We start from the raw sequence: 14,759 nt of genomic DNA, 5'->3' as shown, positions 1-14,759 counted from the left end.
AGCCGCGAAAGACAAGGAAACACACATCATGCGCGCATTCATCGACGCCAGCTCCATCATCGTCACAGAGGGCGATGACACCGTGATGGTCGGATCTGCAGACCCGGCCTACCAGAGCGTGCGGTCCTACCTGGTCGATGACCACGGCCAGGACTTCGCCACGATCAAGACCATGGTGGACGTGGTGCGAGTCACCGTGAAAGCGGCTGTCGCCGAGGCGGTATCGGTGGTGGACGGAAACGCCGACGACGCTGACAATGCCTACCGGATCACCCACGGCGACCCGGTGGCTGAGACGGTGCTGTCCACCGCACTGCGGTTGGCCCGGGAGAACTCTGACCTGGCACCGCTGGGGGAGTTTCTGCGCCGGTTGGAGCGCAACCCTTCCGAGGCGTCGCGCTCACAGCTGTTCGGCTGGCTCAAGGCCGGCGGATTCACGCTGACCACCGACGGTCTGATCGTCGGCTACAAGTCGGTGCGCAACGACGGATTCTCGGCTCACGCCGGTCGTGAGGCGGTGACCGTGCTGCACCAGGATGGCACGCGAGAGACGATCACCGGCAACGTGCCCTACCCGGTCGGTGCGACGGTGTGGATGGATCGCGGGTTGGTCAACTCTGACCGTCATTCCGCCTGCTCGGTCGGCCTGCATGTCGGCACCTACAGCTATGCAAGCCATTTCAGCGATCAGATGCTGGTGGTGCTCGTCGACCCCGCCGATGTCGTGTCGGTGCCCGCCGATCACAACGCCGAGAAGATGCGTGTGTGCCGGCTGACTGTGGCCGCGCGCCACGACGGTGAGCAGATCTCGGACGTGGTGATCGAGCGCATCCGCACCGTTCCCGATTTCGAGGCCTCCGACGAGTACGCCAGCCGCGAGGAGAACCAGCCGCCCCGTCGCAGTTTCGCCGTGGCGGGCATCGGTGACACCGACGACGAGGACGACGACAGCACGGACTGGGGCGACGACTACGACAGCCACGGCGACAGCGACAACGATGACGACACCGACTGGCCCGCCGACTACGACCTCGACAACGAGGAGTACGGAGGGTCCGATGACGATGACGATGACGATGACGATGACGATGACGATGACAGCGGCGCTGATGAGGACACCGCTGATCGGGCAACGGAAGCCGAGCCCGTTGTCCGCGATGTTGTCCCGCTCGTCCCGCGCGCACGTTCGTTCATCGGACCGGTGACGCGGGCCTGGACTAACCGCAAGCGCGGAGCAGGGGAGTAGATAGCAGTGCTTCACACAGACTGCCGCCGCTGCGGGCACAGCTACACCTCCCACCAGCACCACCGCGCCGGAACCGACTGCTGTGCACCCTTCTGCAGTTGCCGCGTCTACCGCCGTCGATGGTCGCCGATGCACCGGCTTCGCGAGAGCCTGGCGCGGCGATGAGCACCACCTACGTCCCGCTCACGCTCGGGGAGCTGGTCGCCCATCTTCGCGAACTCGGTGACGCGCCGGTGCGTGGACTTTCCGGAAACGTGCATTCCCACAGGGCGTTCTACGACCGCAGTGCGACGGAGCCGACCGACGATGTGCGTAACGGTGCCTGGCTGGCCGAGGCCTACAGCGCCGAGATCGATACGCCGCTGCCCGGCTATGGGGGCGGGCAGTACCGCGTCAGCGCTGACAAGGTGGTCTACTACGCCCGCTACGGCCACGACGGGCCGGTCATCATCGGATTCGAGCGCGCCGCCGACGGCGTTCACGAACTGGTGCTGCTCGATGACAGGTACCGGCTGTGACGATCCCGTCGCTTCGGCTGCCCGCACCACCGACACCGGCGGTCGCCGGCCGATTCCGTGCACGAGCAGTCGACGTCGATGCTGTGCGCGTCGTGCTCGGCGTGACCACCAAAGCCGACATCCTGGCGCTGTGTCCGTCGGCCAACGTCGGTGTCGGTGGCTGCACCGACAACCCGGACAGCGCTGATCTGCGCTGGGTCATCGTCGCCACCAGCACCGGTCCGGTCCCGGCGCTGGACGGTGACTGGATCGTCGCGCTGTCCGCCGGGTTCGAAGTGCTGTCCAACGCACGATTTCGGGCACGCTTCGCCCCACTGGGCGACAGCGACGGGAACTGAGCCATGGACACACCCACATCGGTGATCGAACCCGCCAGCGCCGCTGCTGGCCGTGTCTATCGCATCTCTTTCCACGACGACGACTGGGATCACTGGACCGGCCCGGAGCAGTGGGCGACCTACCTGGGCGTGCGTGACCCCGCGTCGGGTCACTGGCAGGTGCGCAGTCTCGACGGGACGCCCATCGACTGGACCTACGCCGACGACGAGATCATCGTGCTGGGGCAGGCGTGAGCACCCGGAACCATGCGCCCGGCACTGAACCCGGTGCAGAATGCCGGCTGATCCGTGAACTTCGCCCACGGTGCTCGTGCGGCCAGCCCCTGCACGGCTGTACCTGTGCCGGCGAGCCGAGATGTGGACGCGACTGCATCGAGTGTGAGCTCGAGTGAGCCGGACAGGTGCCGAAGATGCGCTCATCGCGCGAGTTCTCAGTTGCTCGGATAGCCGTGGGTGGGACCAAGCGCGGCATGAGTGGCAGGTGATTCGCGTTGAGGACACCGGAGAACCCGTGCACACCTGCATCTGCACGCACACGGGTCTGCGTTACTTGTTCACGATTCACAATCATCGCAACGGCGCACAGCTGTACCCGGTTGGATCGGTTTGCATTCACCGATTCGACGTGCCGGCGATGCGCGACCAGCTCCGGGATCTCACAAACATTGTTGAGCTGGAGGAGGAGGTCCGTCGTTCCGGAGGTCTGACGTTGACCTCGAAGGGGGTCAGTCGATCTGCGTTGCAGAGCCTGCATCGCTACGGCGCGTTCAGGGCGACTCAGTGGAATGGGGGGCGTCCGCGCCGCGATTACCACTTCCTTCTGGATATGTTCAACCAGCGGCGTCCGTTGAGCGAGCGACAGGCGGGGAAAGTGAACGCGATCTTGAGCGGCGTCAGTGCGTTTCTTCGTGAAACGGCCTCTGGTGCACAGCCGCGCACGGCGGTGAATGTCCCTGACGGGTACTGGGGCTTTTGGCCTTAGCGGATCGGTCACCGTTCTTGATCCGGCGCGGGCGCGGCAGATCGTCGATGCTGGCGACGCCGCTTGTGGCCGACGGGGGACGTGACATCTCCCGGTGGGCGCTGCGTTGCGCGCTGTCGACATGTACGGCTAATCTCTAAAATGGAGAACAGAGGATTGGGGAGCCGCTCGTATGACCACCACCGCCGTCGCCGACACGCTGCGCGAGTTGGCACGCCAGACTGACCGGCAGCTGGCCGAGGTCGGCAGCCAGATCGCGCGCCATCAGCGTTCCCGCACCGGCCACATCGCGAGGCTGCGCGACCTTCTCGGTGTACACAAAGACACCGCCGCTGAGGACGTGCTTTCGCAGGCACATCGTTGCAGCGGCGAGGATTCCCGCATCGCGCTGCGGTGCAACGAGATCGCCACGATCGAGGAATCCCTGGCCGACCTGCTCGCTGAGCGCGCCGCACTCGATGATGTCTATGCCGCCAACGGCGGCTGGTCGCGGTTCTTTCTCGTCTCCGGCGGACACATCCACGCCAGCACCGCCTGCTCAACCTGCAACAAAGGCGAGACACCCACCGAGTTCGGCTGGCTGACCGACCTGTCAGCGCTGACCGAGGCCGACGCGGTGACCACGCACGGTGCGTTGCTGTGCACAGTGTGCTTCCCCAGCGCTCCCGTGGAGTGGACCAACTTCTACGAGACCCAGGCCGCAGCGAAGAAGGCCGCCCGGTGCCCCGGGTCGGGAACCCGGGATTACCCACGCGAGACAGCCCGGATGGGCTATGCCGCAGGCAACTACGGCACGTGCAGCCATTGTGGTCAGAACACCACCCTGACCGCCACCAACAAACTCCGGGGACACAAGCCGTGACGGCGACCATCCAGGGCGCCCCCACCGATCCGGCGGGGGCACCGGCACGCAAGCTGACCGGCGACCAGTACATGGAACTGCTGCTGGCGCGCCAGGCCGAGTTCATGGCGCAGTACGAGCCGCGACCGGGCGCGAAAGCGCTCCTGGCGCCGACGCTGGAGACGTTCGTGCGTGCCGGCGACGAGGATCTGGTCGAGTTGCCCGAGCCGCCACCGAAGCGGGTGCCGGCCCCGCGGCGCTACCGTCCTGCTTCGTTCTGGCGTGGGCGGGTCCAGGCGCTCGACGCGCAGATGGCCGCGGTATCGGCGAGCGTTGATCTCGGGGACCGTGCGGCGGCCGGAGGTGTCGGACTCGGACCGAAGCGCAACGCCAGGCATCGGAAGCGCATGGACGCGGCCCTGCAGCGCTACGTCGCGCTGAAAAAGCACAGGGACCACGCCGAGATGATGCTGCGCAGCGCGACAGCACGCGAACAGAAGCAAGGAGACTGAGATGGATCTGGAGAACGTAGCGCAAGGGTTGCAGGCGACGTTCGGGGTGTGGGGCGAGTCGCCGTCGTACCCGTCGGCGGACTGGAAGTACGAGGTCGCCAACGGCGACACCCGGCTGGGCTACTGGCAGTGGGTCGCGGCAAAGATGGAGGGCTGATGGCCGAGGCGGTCATCGTCGATGTCGACGGCACGTTGTGCGATGTCTCGACCGTGCGCCACCACATCGCGAAGCGCCCGAAGAACTTCGACGCTTTCCACGCCGCGTCCGCGCAGTGCCCGCCGATCGCGCAGACACTGGATTTCGTCGAACGTCACCACCGGGCCGGACGCACCATCGTGGTCGTTACCGCGCGCCGTTACCAGTGGGAGGGGCTGACCCGCGCCTGGTTGCAACGGCATCTGACTGTGCCGTTCGTCGGGCCGTTCATGCGCGGTGATGACGACGTGCGTCCCGACGTTGAGGTCAAGCGACGAATCCACGAGATCCTGCTGCGAGACCACGACTACCGCATCGTCGAAGCCATCGATGACAACCCGAGCATCGTCGCGCTGTGGCGGGAGCTGGGTATCCCGACGACCGTCGTGCCGGGATGGGCGCACTGACGGCACGCCGAGCGACATCGCCCGCGCCGCGTTCGCTCTGGGCGGCCGACGCAGAGCAGGATCGCCGCATCGCGACCGAACATGAAGGAGACTCCATGGCGACCCCGGACCGGCTGCAATTCATCCACGGCGACACTGACATCACCGCCGAAATCCACTGCGAAGACGACGCCACAGAGGTCCGCGTGTGGGACATCGCCGACCTGGTGCTGCTCGCGGTGGGTTGCCGCAGCGACGGCCAGTGGGAGTTCCGGGCCAGCGACTACGGTGCCGAGCCGGACAAGGACATGACACGTACCTTCGCGCGCTGGCAAGACGCGCTGGGCTACTTCGGCTACGCCGACCTGATCAGCCGCTGAGCGGCACACTGCCCGAACACCGTAAGACGAGGGGAACCGTGGGATTCTGGGAGAGCGTCGACGCGGCGCTGGTTGGCGCACGGCGGTCGAAAACCGCCGATGAGTTGATCGCAGCACTCAACGAACAGCACCCGCCCAGCAGCGGCGCTGCGTTCTTCGCCGGATCCGGCGGCGACCATCAGCTGATCGGTGCGCTGGACCGCACCTACTGGAAGGTGCACTCGGTGGAAGCTGACTACCACTGGCAGGCCGTGTCGAAGGTCGACGGCAGCCACATCGAATACGTCGAGGGCGACGTGTACCGCAGGGAAGGGAGCTGATCACCGTGGCAGGAAACGAACCCACCCAGTCCGAGATCGACGCCGCCATCGCCGTTCTCGCCCGCACCGACCGCTACAGCGTCAAAGACAACGACCGCGACGATTGGATCGCCTGATGCGTGAACTTCACTTCGACCACCGGGGCCAGACCTACCGGCTGGAGATCGACGACTACGGCGACCACGAGTCTTCGGACACCCTCACCGTGTACGGCCCCGACGACTGCGCGCTGTCCAGCTTCGACTCCACGGCACACACCGACGCCGCGCGCATCGCCGAGGCCAAGCGCGAGATCGAAGGACTGTAGCCGTCATGGACATCCCTGACTCGGTCATCGACCCGGCAGCCGCGACCCCCGACACGTTCCGCTACGTCGTCGCACTCAAAGACGACGACTGGGATCACTGGGACTCTGCGGGGCAGGTATCGAAGTACAACGGAGCACGTCGCGCCGGCACCGGGCGCTGGAACCTGCGCGATCTCGTTACCGGATCCCCGGTCGCCTGGGATTACGCCGACGACGAAGTGGTGGTGCTGGCGGTGCTGAACTGAGCCACCGCTGCTCCGGTGGTCTGACATTTCGAGCAGGCCACGGGGCGCTGTACCAGCATCTTGAACACGAGTCGGGTCACGCGTCATTCGCGCACTTCTGACCCTGCTTGTCCGCGTGTCGGCACTCGCTAGTGGACCTCGACGGCGCGGCGCCTCACACTCGTCGCAATCGACACCAATCAGCTTCTGCGCGGGTGCTTGTCGTAGCGCGCAGACCGTCGAAAGGAACCCGAGTTCATGTCGCGTGTAGAGATCACACCAGACGCGATCGCCGCTGTGCTCTCGGAGTACCCGCAGCTGACTTGGCACGGCTTCCGTGAGGACCCGAGTCCTACACCGTGGAGCGGCGATGCTGCCCACGCGCAGGTACAGCGGGTGGTCGATCATCTCGTGGCGACATATCCGCGCGGAACGCGGATCAACCCGAACGCATACTCCTACAGTCTCAAGCACGTCTACGAGCGCCTGGCCGGCGAGTACATCACCAACGGGACGTTCATCCTTGCCGCACTGCTGGCCGGCTACCGCTGCGAGCCCCAGGACCGCGGCCCGAACGCCACGTTCGACATGCGCCAGCGGGACGTGTTGCGTGCCTGGTCCGCGAGCCACAATCAGCCCCTGCGCCGGTCATGCACCCCCGAAGAACGCGCGGGGGACACGCAGCGTGAGTTCGCGGTCGACTGGGATGCGCTCGTCGATACCGGCCGTTACCGTGTTCCCGCCCGCGATGCGCTGGAGGCGATCATTCTCGACTGCGTGATTGATACCCGCGGCGCCTATGACCCGCTTGACGAAGACGACCCCGCGGCGGTGTTCGCCGAAATAGTGGTCGACGATCTTCGCTCGGACGGGGCGGAATCGCGGATCGGTCAGCAGTTCGGCGATCTGCTGGCCGCAGCGCCGATCGGTGTTGACAGCGCGGAGCCCGGACAGGACTGCCCCCGGGGTTACTTTCGCGTCACGATCGCCGGCGAGGCTTTCGAAGGTCCGCTCGTCGACATCCCGTGCAGCTACGTCTTTTCCTGATGCTGTTGCCGCGTGTGCTGCAGTCGTGTTTGGTCGCAGCTGCGGCACAGGTGTTTTCAGTCGCCGAACATGGCCCGCTCGTAGCTGCGCTCGGCGCGCTCGGTCGCGGCCTCTTCGTCGAAGTTGTCTTCGCGCATCTGCTCGAAGTCGGGGTCGTCGGAACCGTAGTCGTCGTCATCGTCGCGTCGGCGGCTCATGGGATGCCTTTCGGTGCAGCAGCAGTGACGTGCGCAAGCTAGGCCGCCGATGCCGGCGCACCGGGCCCGCGGCGCGACTGTCACGTCCCGGCTGGCCAGAGGTGCACGTCCTGACCCCTGCCGCGCCGGGCACCCGGCCTGAGCGGCACCGGTTCTAGCGTGGGCGCAGGTATCCGCACCGAGAAAGCGAGTCACATAGTGGCGACCATCACCATCAACGTCCCGGCCAAAGACGCCCGCAGTTACCTCGAAGAGGTGTTGCGGCAGGTCGATTCCGGATTCACTTCTGGGCACGTCGACCGCGACACGAACTGGGATGCGAAGTTCGATGCCGGCGAACACGACGGCTTCGCGTCGTGAACACCTGGCCCGGATACGGCGGCTGGGCCGTCCAGAAGCAGGGCGACTGCGAGTACCACATCGCCACAGTGGCCGGCGGTCACCGTGCGGCGTATGTCACCCGCAACGACGCCGGAGAATGGGTCGCCGGCGTGTACGACCGACAGGGAACTGCGACGGTGGTCGGGTCCGGTTATCCGTCGCTACACGTGGCGAAGCTCGCGGCTGACGCCGCGCGCAACCCCTGACTGCTTCCGACACGGAACTCGCCGCGGTGTTCGGCGTGGCGTCGCGTGTGGACCCACCAGTGATGCGGGATCTGACACGATCCGGGCAGGCTACAGAGGAGAACAGATGTCCGAGGTTAAGCCGACGCTGCCGGCGCAACTGTGTGCCGGGGACCGGATCCACCTGGCACCGCTGACCCGTTACGCGCTCACCGAGACCACCCGGGAGCAGCGCGTGGCGGCGTGTGAGGGACCGGTCGAGGTCATCGGTCATGACCGCGACGGATCCCGCATCGTGTTGCGCACGGCCGTATTTGACGTGGCGGTCCCGTCCACCGTGGAGGTCGGCCGTGTCATTGGCTGACCCAAGTGCGGTGGCTATCGCACCTGCTGAGACCGTCGTCATCTACACCGACGGCGCCTGCCACGGAAACCCCGGCCCCGGCGGCTGGGGAGCGGTGCTGCGCTTCGGTGAGCACGAGAAGCAGATCCTGGGCGGGGACCGTCACACGACGAATAACCGCATGGAGCTGACCGCAGCGATCGAAGCGCTGGCCGTCCTCACCGTGCCCGGCTCGCGGGTGCAGCTGTGGACCGACAGCCAGTACGTCCGCAACGGCATCACCAGCTGGATCTCCGGCTGGAAACGCAAAGGGTGGAAGACCGCTGCCGGGCAGCCGGTGAAGAACGACGACCTGTGGCGCCGGCTCGACGAGTTGGCCGGCCGCTTCACCGTCGACTGGCGGTGGGTGAAGGGCCATGCCGGACACGAAGGAAACGAGCTTGCTGACAAGCTAGCCACCCGTGGCGCAGTCGAGTTCGGCGGTTCGACCGGTGCGGTCGGCGCACCACGACAGAGCCCTGGCCGACGGCCAGGGCGGGGGAGGCGGCAGTGACCGCTGATATAGCTAACCAGCTCTGGCCGGTGTACGTGCCTGGAAAACCCATCCCGGAACTGCTGAAGATCGCCACCTTTCGCATGGGCCTGCGGGAGTCCGGACTACTGCCGCCTCTCGGGCTGGACGAGGCGGTTGCTGCGTTTGTCGATGCGCTGAACAGTGAGTGGTTCTTTGAGCCGGACGGAACGTTCAACAGGGCGCGAGGTGCGGCCGCACTCGTGGAGGCATGGCGGGTCAATCCTGCGCCGTGTGCGTTTATGGGTGCGAGAGACTGGCTGAGCCTATTCAAGTTGGCGCAGAATGAGATTCATTCCGCCGGGTTCGGCTACCCGCAGGATGCCGGGCCCGTCGAGGTATTCCGCGGCTGCCGACGCGAACACGCTGTAGGTCTGTCCTGGACAAGCGACTTCCTCACCGCTGTGTGGTTTGCCATGCGCCAGCGGTCGAGGGGCTTCATCGGTGAGGTCTACCGGGCAGTTGTTCCAGCGGACGCCGTGCTCGCGGACTTTCGCGGGAACAACGGCGCCAGGCAGGGGATCATCACCGATCCCGAACAGGAACTCGTTATCGACCCAGGCAAGCTTGGAGCGGTGCACCGCGTCGTGATGCGCCTCGACGACAAGGAACTGCTGCTTCGCAAATGGCTCACGCGTGCTCGACTGATCGATGCTGCCGCGCGGGCGCGCGGGTACACACCAATGGCGCCGCCGAGTATCGCCATTGAGCCGGAACCGGAAGGTGGATGGGCTCCGTACCCGCAGTCCGTGTACCCGGAACAGCCGGGATACCGGGAATTACCCAGAACCCCAAGTCACATCATCTGGCCGCGCGCGGACGAGGTGGAGTTCTTCGCCGAAGGCGGAGGTGTCGGAATGGTGGGACGCGTCTATCACGACACTGAATCGGTGGTCCCCCAATGAGCGCACCCGCACTGTCACGTCCCGCACCGCCGCTCAGCGTCTGTGATGCCTGTGACGGCGATCACCAGAAGCGCTACGAGCCACTGAAATTCAACGGCACCACCCGCGACTGGCTGTGCGCCTCGTGCCGAGATGCGCTACTGGAACCTGCAGCGCCACGAGCAACCGAGCCAGCGCCGAACGGGCACACTGACAGCAGCGAATCGAACGGAGACTCATGCCCCAGGTAACCGCCGAGCAGGCCCGCGTGGCTCAGACGCTGACCTCGTGGTTCAACAACCTCGACGAGGCGGCGCGCATCGACGCGCTCTGCGCCGTGCCGTGGGACGATGTGGTGGCGCAGTGGGCGGACGCCACCGGGGCGAGCGCCGCGGACTCCGGCACCGCGAAGGATCTTGTGTCCGACGGCGTGATCGAAGTAGAGGACGGCCGGTTCTTGCGCACCCGCGCCTGGTCCTGAACGGGACCTGACGCATGAACCCCGATACCGACGCGCAGGCGTGCGCTTTGCTACTGGATCTGATGATCGACTGGAACGACCGCGATGTGGCCGCATACGCCGCGGCCAACGCGGGAACCGCGATACCTGCACTGCAGTGTGTCCTGGTCCGTTGGCGGGCGCACAACCTGTTGGCCGACAGCCCGATGCAATCTATAGCTGCGATGATCTACGTCGCGGCCTACGCCATGTTGCGCCTGACGATCGGCAGCGACTCGAAATCCCCTGAGCACCACTACACCGCACCGTTTCTCGTGCGCACAGCAGCGGCTGAACTCGGTCGCGAAGGCCGTGTAAACGTCCGTAAGCTGATCGACGACAGCTGGGCCGTCCTGTGCGCGGACACCGACAGCGCTGGTCCGCAGTGACCGTCTACGTCGACGACATGCGCCTGCCGGTGCGGACCGGCCAACACGAGGTGCACTGGTCGCAGTTGCTGGCCGACAGTGAGATCGAACTGCACGTCTTCGCGGCCCGACTGGGACTCGGCCGGCACTCGGCCCGTGAGCTGGAATCACCGATCGCGCACTACGAGGTCAACGAGACGATGCGTCGAAAGGCCCTGGCCGCCGGCGCCGTCGCGATCGGCTACCTGAGCCCGGAACGGGCGGAGCTTATCCGTCGCCGGCGCGCGGCGACACATGTGCCGGTGGACTCACGTGTCGCCGCGGCCATCGCCCGCACGAGAAGCGTTGACGCGCAGACCGGCTGAGTCGGCTCGCGCGGTCAACGATCAGGGGTCAGCTCACTCCGGCCCAGCGGCAGAACGCCCGGTATCGCTCATCGAGGTCGGCCCGCGCAGCGCTCGCCGGGCGAAGGTCGGACTCGTTCTTCGCGTACTGATCGAAGGGGTACGCCGCGGGCCCGACGCCGAGGACGTAGTAGCCCTGCTGTCCCGCGTTGAGGGGGATCGGGCCGCTGGACACTACCGCGGGGTACCAGAACGGGTTCCCGGTCTCGTCGCGGACGTTGGGTCCGCTGTACACCTCGACCTGCGTGCCCTTGGTGAACATGTCGATTCCTTTCTCGTCGAGCGACTACACGCGGAGCTTGGCGTTGAACTCGGCGAGGCGCTGGGCATCCACCAGCGCCGTGGCGTTACCGACCTGCTTCCCGTTCACCGCTACCACCCAGGTGCCGACCATCAGGGTCAGCTCGGCGGTGTTGCCGGAGGTGTCGCCGCCGGTCCACCGAAGGTCATCGATCTGCAACCAGTTCACGCTGCGCGCCCCTCGAAGTGCGTGGCCACGCGGTCGTCGGACTGCTGGACCTCGCGGTCGACACTCTTTCCGTCGTAGGTGGTATCGACGCGGACGTCGAACCAGAGTGCGTACCGGTTCTCGGCGCTGTTCCACTCGTACTCGGCGCGGTGCAGATCCACGACACCGCGGTCAAGGTTGTTGGTGAACACGCGCAGCCCGTCGGCGAGGACTACGCCGTCGGCGGTTTTCACCTGCTCGCCGGCGTAAAACTTGCGGTACTCGTTGTTGGGCGGGTTGGACACGGGGTTCTCCTTACGGTTTCGGATTGGTGCGACAGGGTGCGGGCTGTGGTGTCACGCGTTCCATGCGGAGATGGCGCCATGCTCCTGCGGGTTGTGCGCGGCCAGGAACGCCAACGCTTTTCGGTGTAGCGGTGTCTTGCCGGTGCGCACGTGAACCCAGACATCGACGTCGGCGACGAAGGGGTACGGCGAGGGAGCGCCGAGGTGCTGGTCCGGGTCGTCGAACTTCTGCAGCTGCCACGGTCCATCTTCAGATCCAGAGCACTCGAAGAGGCCCCATCCCTCGGCCTTCGCCTGCTCGGCGTCCTCAGCGGTCCATTCGGACATGTCGCACCTTTCAGGGTTGTCTGTTGTTTTGATCGCGCGTCACACGCCCGGGACTCGCGAGCCCGGATACTTCGACGCGATCTCGCGTTTGGCGTCGGAGGACAGGTAGGCATACCAGCTGCTGTCGAGTGGGTTGTAGAACGGGCGGTCAGTGTGCAGGCGCGAGACGACCGCCCATCCGCGCCCCACGTTGTCCGAACCCGTGGAGGCGATCCGGAAACCCATTCGCCCCAGCTCGTGCTCCAGGCGGGACTCATCCAGATCGGCGGCCGGCACAGTCACCGGGGCGGTGATGTGCGTGTTGGGGTCATTGTCGTCCCAGTGCACGATGATCTGACGCTTGTCTCCGTCGAGGGCGATGGTGGTCGTGTACAGCGACATGGTGCGTGGCTCCGTTCGTGGGGGTGGTGAGATGCGTTGCGCGTGCGCACTCAGTAGATGTAGGCGGGCGAGGAGCTTGTCCCCATGACGCCCGCCACCAGCGTGATCAGCAGCACGACCAAGCCCACCGCTGATACCAGCGTCATCAGGGCGCCCAGAGCGATGCCGGTGATCGCCATGCCGTCGCCGGACTCGCCGCCGTGGGATGCAGCGATCTGCTTGCGGGCTTTGAGGCCGATGATGATCGCGGGGATGCCGGTGAGAAAACCCAGGCAGAACACCGCGGAGAGGCCGAGCCACAGACTGGTTGTCGCGGCGGCGTTCGTCTTCGGGGACAGCGGGTAAGGCGGCGGGTAGCCAGGCGCATGGCCCGGTGTCGGCGACATCACCGGACCGGGGGCCGGGTGCGTCGAATTCACCACCTGCGGCATCGGTGGCATCGGGACCTGCGGCGCGGGCCCGTACACCACCTGCGGTGTCGAAGGGACGTGCATCTGGGTCATCTCCGGCGGCAACTGTGTCGGCGTCTCTGGGCAGGGGGAGCGCCGGCGGGTAGGGCCCGCCGAGACCCGGAGGCGCCGGATGCGGCACCGGTGGGACACCGTGCGGCAAACCACTGCTGGTGTAGGGGTCAGGGGTGGTCATCAGCTTCTCCAGTCGTGGGGTGTGCCGGTCAGGCGCGCAGTGACAGCCGGGCGCGCTCCACCTCGACGGTGGCGCGGTGGGCGGTGTGCTCGACGATGGCGTACTGCGGATGCCGCGACGGGCCCCGGAATGTCCAGCCGTCCTCGGCCGCGGTGACGTTGGAGCCGTGGCGATCTGGGGCGACCCGCACCGGCTGGCCGGGGTCGAAATCCGGGTAGGTGGCGGTCACCTGGCCGGCGAGGTTGGTGACGGTCAGCGTCTTCGGGGCGCTCACGCGGCGTCCTGGGCCCAGGACGTGACCAGTTCGGTCCAGTTGACGGCGGCTAGGTCGACCCAGCTCGGCAGCGTCGAGGCCACCGCGCCACGCACGGCGACCGAGTCTCGCAGTTGATCTGCGGCACCGGCGATGTCGCCTCCAAGCGCGACCGCGGTGATCCGCGCGACGGTGTCCTGGAAGCTGCCGGTGTTGTCGCAGGCCCCGGCCACTCCCCAGGTGTGGTCGTTGGTCCATCCGTTGTAGGTCATGGCTGCAGATGCTGCACGCCGAAAGCAGCAGCGCCCGCCCGCGGCGCGGAGCACGCCGATGTCACGTCCCTACGCTGACGGTGATGGCTGACTGACCGCCGCGGTCGCGTCTCGGCAGGGCGAGAATGGGCTGGCGGTCTACGTTCCCGTCCCATGCCGCGCATTGCCGAGTTCTTCGGGATCGTCATCTACATGTATGCCTAGAACCTTCGGAGCCGCATTTTCATGCGACGTACGCCGGCGATGAGGCGAGGTACGCCATCTCCGACGGGCAGCTGATCGAGGGAGAACTGCCCAAGTCGCAGGACAAGAAGGTGCGAGAATGGGCGCAAGCGCACCGCGAGCAGCTCTCCCGAAATTGGGATCTGTGTGAGAGCGGGCAAGCGCCGGAGCGCATCAGCTGACGGGAGGAAACCAAAAGTGGAGTATGGGTTGAAGCACGCGTGGAAGATCGTGCAGGTGGTACCCGAGTTTCCCAGCGTTCGAGTGCTTTTCGCCGACGGAACGACCCACCGGTTCGATCTCAGCTCCCTGTTCGAGCGTGGTCCACTGTTCCACCCGCTGCGGGATCGGGCGTTCTTCGACCGCGTAGGGGTCGTGAACGGAGCACTGACCTGGCCCAACGAAGCCGACATATCGCCGGACACGCTGTACGCACAAGCAACCGGTCGATCGGGCTGGTAGCCGCGCCGCGTCGTGTTGGCCGTGCCGCCGCTGCGCCAGGATGCGCACGCGGACGCCGGCCACGGCGCCGGGAAGGGGGCGCCGTGAACACCAACGACGTCGCGGTGCTGCCCGACGGCAACGGCGGATACACGATCCAGGTTGTGCGCCGGCCGGGCCTGGCCCACTCCGGCGAACGCTTCGCCGAGGCATCCGTGCACGACTGCCTGCAGCGGCTGGTGGTGCTACGAGACGCCGGCGTCGCGGTACCCAAGCAGCAGATCAACTGGTTCGCCGATCGCAGCGCGGGACAGGCCGCGGTCCTCGGGTGGTGAG

General features: G+C 66.3%; 34 protein-coding genes. 25 read left to right on the top strand and 9 right to left on the bottom strand.

Going from position 1 to position 14,759, the window contains the following annotated elements; genetic code table 11:
* Positions 1–28: 28 nt before the first annotated feature.
* The 14 genes from AWB94_RS05975 (at position 29) to AWB94_RS05915 (ending at position 7,297) form a co-directional block, all read left to right on the top strand.
* On the top strand, positions 29–1,246 hold the full coding sequence (locus AWB94_RS05975; protein ID WP_062656043.1) for a hypothetical protein: 1,218 nt from the start codon (positions 29–31) through the stop codon (positions 1,244–1,246).
* 161 nt (positions 1,247–1,407) lie between these two features.
* A complete protein-coding gene (locus AWB94_RS05970) occupies positions 1,408–1,764 on the top strand; it encodes a hypothetical protein (RefSeq protein ID WP_062656044.1) in 357 nt (118 codons plus the stop codon).
* On the top strand, positions 1,761–2,102 hold the full coding sequence (locus AWB94_RS05965) for a hypothetical protein (protein WP_062656045.1): 342 nt from the start codon (positions 1,761–1,763) through the stop codon (positions 2,100–2,102). The genes AWB94_RS05970 and AWB94_RS05965 overlap by 4 nt, the downstream gene beginning before the upstream one ends.
* A gap of 3 nt (positions 2,103–2,105) precedes the next feature.
* On the top strand, positions 2,106–2,336 hold the full coding sequence (locus AWB94_RS05960) for a hypothetical protein (protein WP_062656046.1): 231 nt from the start codon (positions 2,106–2,108) through the stop codon (positions 2,334–2,336).
* Positions 2,337–2,613: 277 nt separating this feature from the next.
* The gene (locus AWB94_RS05955) at positions 2,614–3,084 is read left to right on the top strand and encodes a hypothetical protein (protein ID WP_165766687.1); all 471 of its coding nucleotides are present in this window, start codon (positions 2,614–2,616) and stop codon (positions 3,082–3,084) included.
* A gap of 172 nt (positions 3,085–3,256) precedes the next feature.
* Positions 3,257–3,946: a hypothetical protein gene (locus tag AWB94_RS05950; protein WP_062656048.1), complete on the top strand. Its 690-nt coding sequence runs from the start codon at positions 3,257–3,259 to the stop codon at positions 3,944–3,946.
* Positions 3,943–4,437, top strand: a complete 495-nt coding sequence (locus AWB94_RS05945) for a hypothetical protein (protein ID WP_062656049.1) — start codon at positions 3,943–3,945, stop codon at positions 4,435–4,437. Before AWB94_RS05950 ends, AWB94_RS05945 begins: the two co-directional genes overlap by 4 nt.
* A gap of 1 nt (position 4,438) precedes the next feature.
* Positions 4,439–4,594 carry a hypothetical protein gene (locus AWB94_RS35005; protein ID WP_165605294.1) on the top strand — a complete coding sequence of 52 codons (156 nt, stop codon included), beginning with the start codon at positions 4,439–4,441 and terminating at the stop codon, positions 4,592–4,594.
* Positions 4,594–5,040 (top strand): phosphatase domain-containing protein, encoded by a 447-nt coding sequence (locus AWB94_RS05940; RefSeq protein ID WP_062656050.1) that lies wholly within the window; start codon positions 4,594–4,596, stop codon positions 5,038–5,040. Before AWB94_RS35005 ends, AWB94_RS05940 begins: the two co-directional genes overlap by 1 nt.
* A 95-nt stretch (positions 5,041–5,135) precedes the next feature.
* Entirely contained in the window at positions 5,136–5,399 is a 264-nt protein-coding gene (locus AWB94_RS05935; protein WP_131805246.1) for a hypothetical protein, read from the top strand.
* A 38-nt stretch (positions 5,400–5,437) separates the two neighbouring features.
* Positions 5,438–5,719: a hypothetical protein gene (locus AWB94_RS05930; protein WP_062656052.1), complete on the top strand. Its 282-nt coding sequence runs from the start codon at positions 5,438–5,440 to the stop codon at positions 5,717–5,719.
* A 115-nt stretch (positions 5,720–5,834) separates the two neighbouring features.
* On the top strand, positions 5,835–6,026 hold the full coding sequence (locus AWB94_RS05925; RefSeq protein ID WP_062656053.1) for a hypothetical protein: 192 nt from the start codon (positions 5,835–5,837) through the stop codon (positions 6,024–6,026).
* 5 nt (positions 6,027–6,031) lie between these two features.
* Entirely contained in the window at positions 6,032–6,271 is a 240-nt protein-coding gene (locus AWB94_RS05920) for a hypothetical protein (RefSeq protein WP_036376474.1), read from the top strand.
* Between the two features lie 237 nt (positions 6,272–6,508).
* Positions 6,509–7,297 (top strand): hypothetical protein, encoded by a 789-nt coding sequence (locus AWB94_RS05915; protein ID WP_085122394.1) that lies wholly within the window; start codon positions 6,509–6,511, stop codon positions 7,295–7,297.
* Between the two features lie 56 nt (positions 7,298–7,353).
* On the opposite strand, the gene AWB94_RS35000 is transcribed toward AWB94_RS05915, so the two are convergent.
* Complete coding sequence (locus tag AWB94_RS35000; RefSeq protein WP_165605295.1) at positions 7,354–7,494, bottom strand: hypothetical protein; 141 nt, start codon at positions 7,492–7,494, stop codon at positions 7,354–7,356.
* 198 nt (positions 7,495–7,692) lie between these two features.
* Here AWB94_RS35000 and AWB94_RS34995 point away from each other — a divergent pair, with 198 nt between their 5' ends.
* The 8 genes from AWB94_RS34995 to AWB94_RS05885 all read left to right on the top strand — a co-directional run bounded on the left by AWB94_RS34995 (position 7,693) and on the right by AWB94_RS05885 (position 11,090).
* Positions 7,693–7,854 carry a hypothetical protein gene (locus AWB94_RS34995; protein WP_165605296.1) on the top strand — a complete coding sequence of 54 codons (162 nt, stop codon included), beginning with the start codon at positions 7,693–7,695 and terminating at the stop codon, positions 7,852–7,854.
* Positions 7,851–8,081: a hypothetical protein gene (locus tag AWB94_RS05910; protein ID WP_062656054.1), complete on the top strand. Its 231-nt coding sequence runs from the start codon at positions 7,851–7,853 to the stop codon at positions 8,079–8,081. Before AWB94_RS34995 ends, AWB94_RS05910 begins: the two co-directional genes overlap by 4 nt.
* A 106-nt stretch (positions 8,082–8,187) precedes the next feature.
* Complete coding sequence (locus tag AWB94_RS34990; RefSeq protein ID WP_036376486.1) at positions 8,188–8,424, top strand: hypothetical protein; 237 nt, start codon at positions 8,188–8,190, stop codon at positions 8,422–8,424.
* Positions 8,425–8,464: 40 nt separating this feature from the next.
* Positions 8,465–8,956 carry a ribonuclease HI gene (rnhA, locus tag AWB94_RS05905; RefSeq protein ID WP_062656174.1) on the top strand — a complete coding sequence of 164 codons (492 nt, stop codon included), beginning with the start codon at positions 8,465–8,467 and terminating at the stop codon, positions 8,954–8,956.
* Positions 8,953–9,879: a hypothetical protein gene (locus AWB94_RS05900; RefSeq protein WP_062656055.1), complete on the top strand. Its 927-nt coding sequence runs from the start codon at positions 8,953–8,955 to the stop codon at positions 9,877–9,879. The genes rnhA and AWB94_RS05900 overlap by 4 nt, the downstream gene beginning before the upstream one ends.
* Positions 9,880–10,096: 217 nt before the next feature.
* Positions 10,097–10,339, top strand: coding sequence for a hypothetical protein (locus AWB94_RS05895; RefSeq protein ID WP_062656056.1), 243 nt, complete (start codon positions 10,097–10,099; stop codon positions 10,337–10,339).
* Between the two features lie 14 nt (positions 10,340–10,353).
* Positions 10,354–10,746 (top strand): hypothetical protein, encoded by a 393-nt coding sequence (locus AWB94_RS05890; RefSeq protein WP_062656057.1) that lies wholly within the window; start codon positions 10,354–10,356, stop codon positions 10,744–10,746.
* The gene (locus tag AWB94_RS05885; protein ID WP_064961265.1) at positions 10,743–11,090 is read left to right on the top strand and encodes a DUF4031 domain-containing protein; all 348 of its coding nucleotides are present in this window, start codon (positions 10,743–10,745) and stop codon (positions 11,088–11,090) included. The genes AWB94_RS05890 and AWB94_RS05885 overlap by 4 nt, the downstream gene beginning before the upstream one ends.
* 28 nt (positions 11,091–11,118) lie before the next feature.
* Here AWB94_RS05885 and AWB94_RS05880 read toward each other — a convergent pair whose 3' ends face one another.
* From AWB94_RS05880 to AWB94_RS05845, 8 genes are all read right to left on the bottom strand, one after another.
* Entirely contained in the window at positions 11,119–11,391 is a 273-nt protein-coding gene (locus AWB94_RS05880) for a hypothetical protein (protein ID WP_062656058.1), read from the bottom strand.
* A 24-nt stretch (positions 11,392–11,415) separates the two neighbouring features.
* On the bottom strand, positions 11,416–11,598 hold the full coding sequence (locus AWB94_RS05875; protein ID WP_062656059.1) for a hypothetical protein: 183 nt from the start codon (positions 11,596–11,598) through the stop codon (positions 11,416–11,418).
* A complete protein-coding gene (locus AWB94_RS05870) occupies positions 11,595–11,882 on the bottom strand; it encodes a hypothetical protein (protein WP_062656060.1) in 288 nt (95 codons plus the stop codon). The genes AWB94_RS05875 and AWB94_RS05870 overlap by 4 nt, the downstream gene beginning before the upstream one ends.
* Positions 11,883–11,933: 51 nt before the next feature.
* Positions 11,934–12,209: a hypothetical protein gene (locus tag AWB94_RS05865; RefSeq protein ID WP_062656061.1), complete on the bottom strand. Its 276-nt coding sequence runs from the start codon at positions 12,207–12,209 to the stop codon at positions 11,934–11,936.
* 39 nt (positions 12,210–12,248) lie between these two features.
* Entirely contained in the window at positions 12,249–12,590 is a 342-nt protein-coding gene (locus AWB94_RS05860; protein ID WP_062656062.1) for a hypothetical protein, read from the bottom strand.
* 50 nt (positions 12,591–12,640) lie between these two features.
* Positions 12,641–13,084 (bottom strand): DUF4190 domain-containing protein, encoded by a 444-nt coding sequence (locus tag AWB94_RS05855; RefSeq protein WP_201029521.1) that lies wholly within the window; start codon positions 13,082–13,084, stop codon positions 12,641–12,643.
* A gap of 179 nt (positions 13,085–13,263) precedes the next feature.
* On the bottom strand, positions 13,264–13,509 hold the full coding sequence (locus AWB94_RS05850) for a hypothetical protein (protein WP_062656063.1): 246 nt from the start codon (positions 13,507–13,509) through the stop codon (positions 13,264–13,266).
* Positions 13,506–13,760 carry a hypothetical protein gene (locus tag AWB94_RS05845; RefSeq protein WP_036376516.1) on the bottom strand — a complete coding sequence of 85 codons (255 nt, stop codon included), beginning with the start codon at positions 13,758–13,760 and terminating at the stop codon, positions 13,506–13,508. The genes AWB94_RS05850 and AWB94_RS05845 overlap by 4 nt, the downstream gene beginning before the upstream one ends.
* Positions 13,761–13,885: 125 nt before the next feature.
* Here AWB94_RS05845 and AWB94_RS36245 point away from each other — a divergent pair, with 125 nt between their 5' ends.
* The 3 genes from AWB94_RS36245 (at position 13,886) to AWB94_RS05830 (ending at position 14,758) form a co-directional block, all read left to right on the top strand.
* Positions 13,886–14,164: a DUF4160 domain-containing protein gene (locus tag AWB94_RS36245; RefSeq protein WP_084395070.1), complete on the top strand. Its 279-nt coding sequence runs from the start codon at positions 13,886–13,888 to the stop codon at positions 14,162–14,164.
* On the top strand, positions 14,130–14,444 hold the full coding sequence (locus AWB94_RS36240) for a DUF2442 domain-containing protein (RefSeq protein ID WP_409371351.1): 315 nt from the start codon (positions 14,130–14,132) through the stop codon (positions 14,442–14,444). Before AWB94_RS36245 ends, AWB94_RS36240 begins: the two co-directional genes overlap by 35 nt.
* Before the next feature lie 83 nt (positions 14,445–14,527).
* Complete coding sequence (locus AWB94_RS05830; protein ID WP_062656064.1) at positions 14,528–14,758, top strand: hypothetical protein; 231 nt, start codon at positions 14,528–14,530, stop codon at positions 14,756–14,758.
* Position 14,759: the final 1 nt, after the last annotated feature.

It is taken from the genome of Mycolicibacterium canariasense, from assembly GCF_002101555.1.
Taxonomy (GTDB): domain Bacteria; phylum Actinomycetota; class Actinomycetes; order Mycobacteriales; family Mycobacteriaceae; genus Mycobacterium; species Mycobacterium canariasense.
This window is presented reverse-complemented; position numbering and strand designations above follow the sequence as displayed.

Excerpts from the sequence above, each read along its gene's own strand:
- AWB94_RS05975 (WP_062656043.1), top strand. The coding sequence starts at position 29 with ATGCGCGCATTCATCGACGCCAGCTCCATCATCGTCACAGAGGGCGAT.
- AWB94_RS05970 (WP_062656044.1), top strand. The coding sequence starts at position 1,408 with ATGAGCACCACCTACGTCCCGCTCACGCTCGGGGAGCTGGTCGCCCAT.
- AWB94_RS05960 (WP_062656046.1), top strand. The coding sequence starts at position 2,106 with ATGGACACACCCACATCGGTGATCGAACCCGCCAGCGCCGCTGCTGGC.
- AWB94_RS05950 (WP_062656048.1), top strand. The coding sequence starts at position 3,257 with ATGACCACCACCGCCGTCGCCGACACGCTGCGCGAGTTGGCACGCCAG.
- AWB94_RS35005 (WP_165605294.1), top strand. The coding sequence starts at position 4,439 with ATGGATCTGGAGAACGTAGCGCAAGGGTTGCAGGCGACGTTCGGGGTG.
- AWB94_RS05940 (WP_062656050.1), top strand. The coding sequence starts at position 4,594 with ATGGCCGAGGCGGTCATCGTCGATGTCGACGGCACGTTGTGCGATGTC.
- AWB94_RS05935 (WP_131805246.1), top strand. The coding sequence starts at position 5,136 with ATGGCGACCCCGGACCGGCTGCAATTCATCCACGGCGACACTGACATC.
- AWB94_RS05925 (WP_062656053.1), top strand. The coding sequence starts at position 5,835 with ATGCGTGAACTTCACTTCGACCACCGGGGCCAGACCTACCGGCTGGAG.
- AWB94_RS05920 (WP_036376474.1), top strand. The coding sequence starts at position 6,032 with ATGGACATCCCTGACTCGGTCATCGACCCGGCAGCCGCGACCCCCGAC.
- AWB94_RS05915 (WP_085122394.1), top strand. The coding sequence starts at position 6,509 with ATGTCGCGTGTAGAGATCACACCAGACGCGATCGCCGCTGTGCTCTCG.
- AWB94_RS35000 (WP_165605295.1), bottom strand. The coding sequence starts at position 7,494 with ATGAGCCGCCGACGCGACGATGACGACGACTACGGTTCCGACGACCCC.
- AWB94_RS34990 (WP_036376486.1), top strand. The coding sequence starts at position 8,188 with ATGTCCGAGGTTAAGCCGACGCTGCCGGCGCAACTGTGTGCCGGGGAC.
- AWB94_RS05895 (WP_062656056.1), top strand. The coding sequence starts at position 10,097 with ATGCCCCAGGTAACCGCCGAGCAGGCCCGCGTGGCTCAGACGCTGACC.
- AWB94_RS05890 (WP_062656057.1), top strand. The coding sequence starts at position 10,354 with ATGAACCCCGATACCGACGCGCAGGCGTGCGCTTTGCTACTGGATCTG.
- AWB94_RS05880 (WP_062656058.1), bottom strand. The coding sequence starts at position 11,391 with ATGTTCACCAAGGGCACGCAGGTCGAGGTGTACAGCGGACCCAACGTC.
- AWB94_RS05865 (WP_062656061.1), bottom strand. The coding sequence starts at position 12,209 with ATGTCCGAATGGACCGCTGAGGACGCCGAGCAGGCGAAGGCCGAGGGA.
- AWB94_RS05860 (WP_062656062.1), bottom strand. The coding sequence starts at position 12,590 with ATGTCGCTGTACACGACCACCATCGCCCTCGACGGAGACAAGCGTCAG.
- AWB94_RS05855 (WP_201029521.1), bottom strand. The coding sequence starts at position 13,084 with ATGCACGTCCCTTCGACACCGCAGGTGGTGTACGGGCCCGCGCCGCAG.
- AWB94_RS05845 (WP_036376516.1), bottom strand. The coding sequence starts at position 13,760 with ATGACCTACAACGGATGGACCAACGACCACACCTGGGGAGTGGCCGGG.
- AWB94_RS36245 (WP_084395070.1), top strand. The coding sequence starts at position 13,886 with ATGGGCTGGCGGTCTACGTTCCCGTCCCATGCCGCGCATTGCCGAGTT.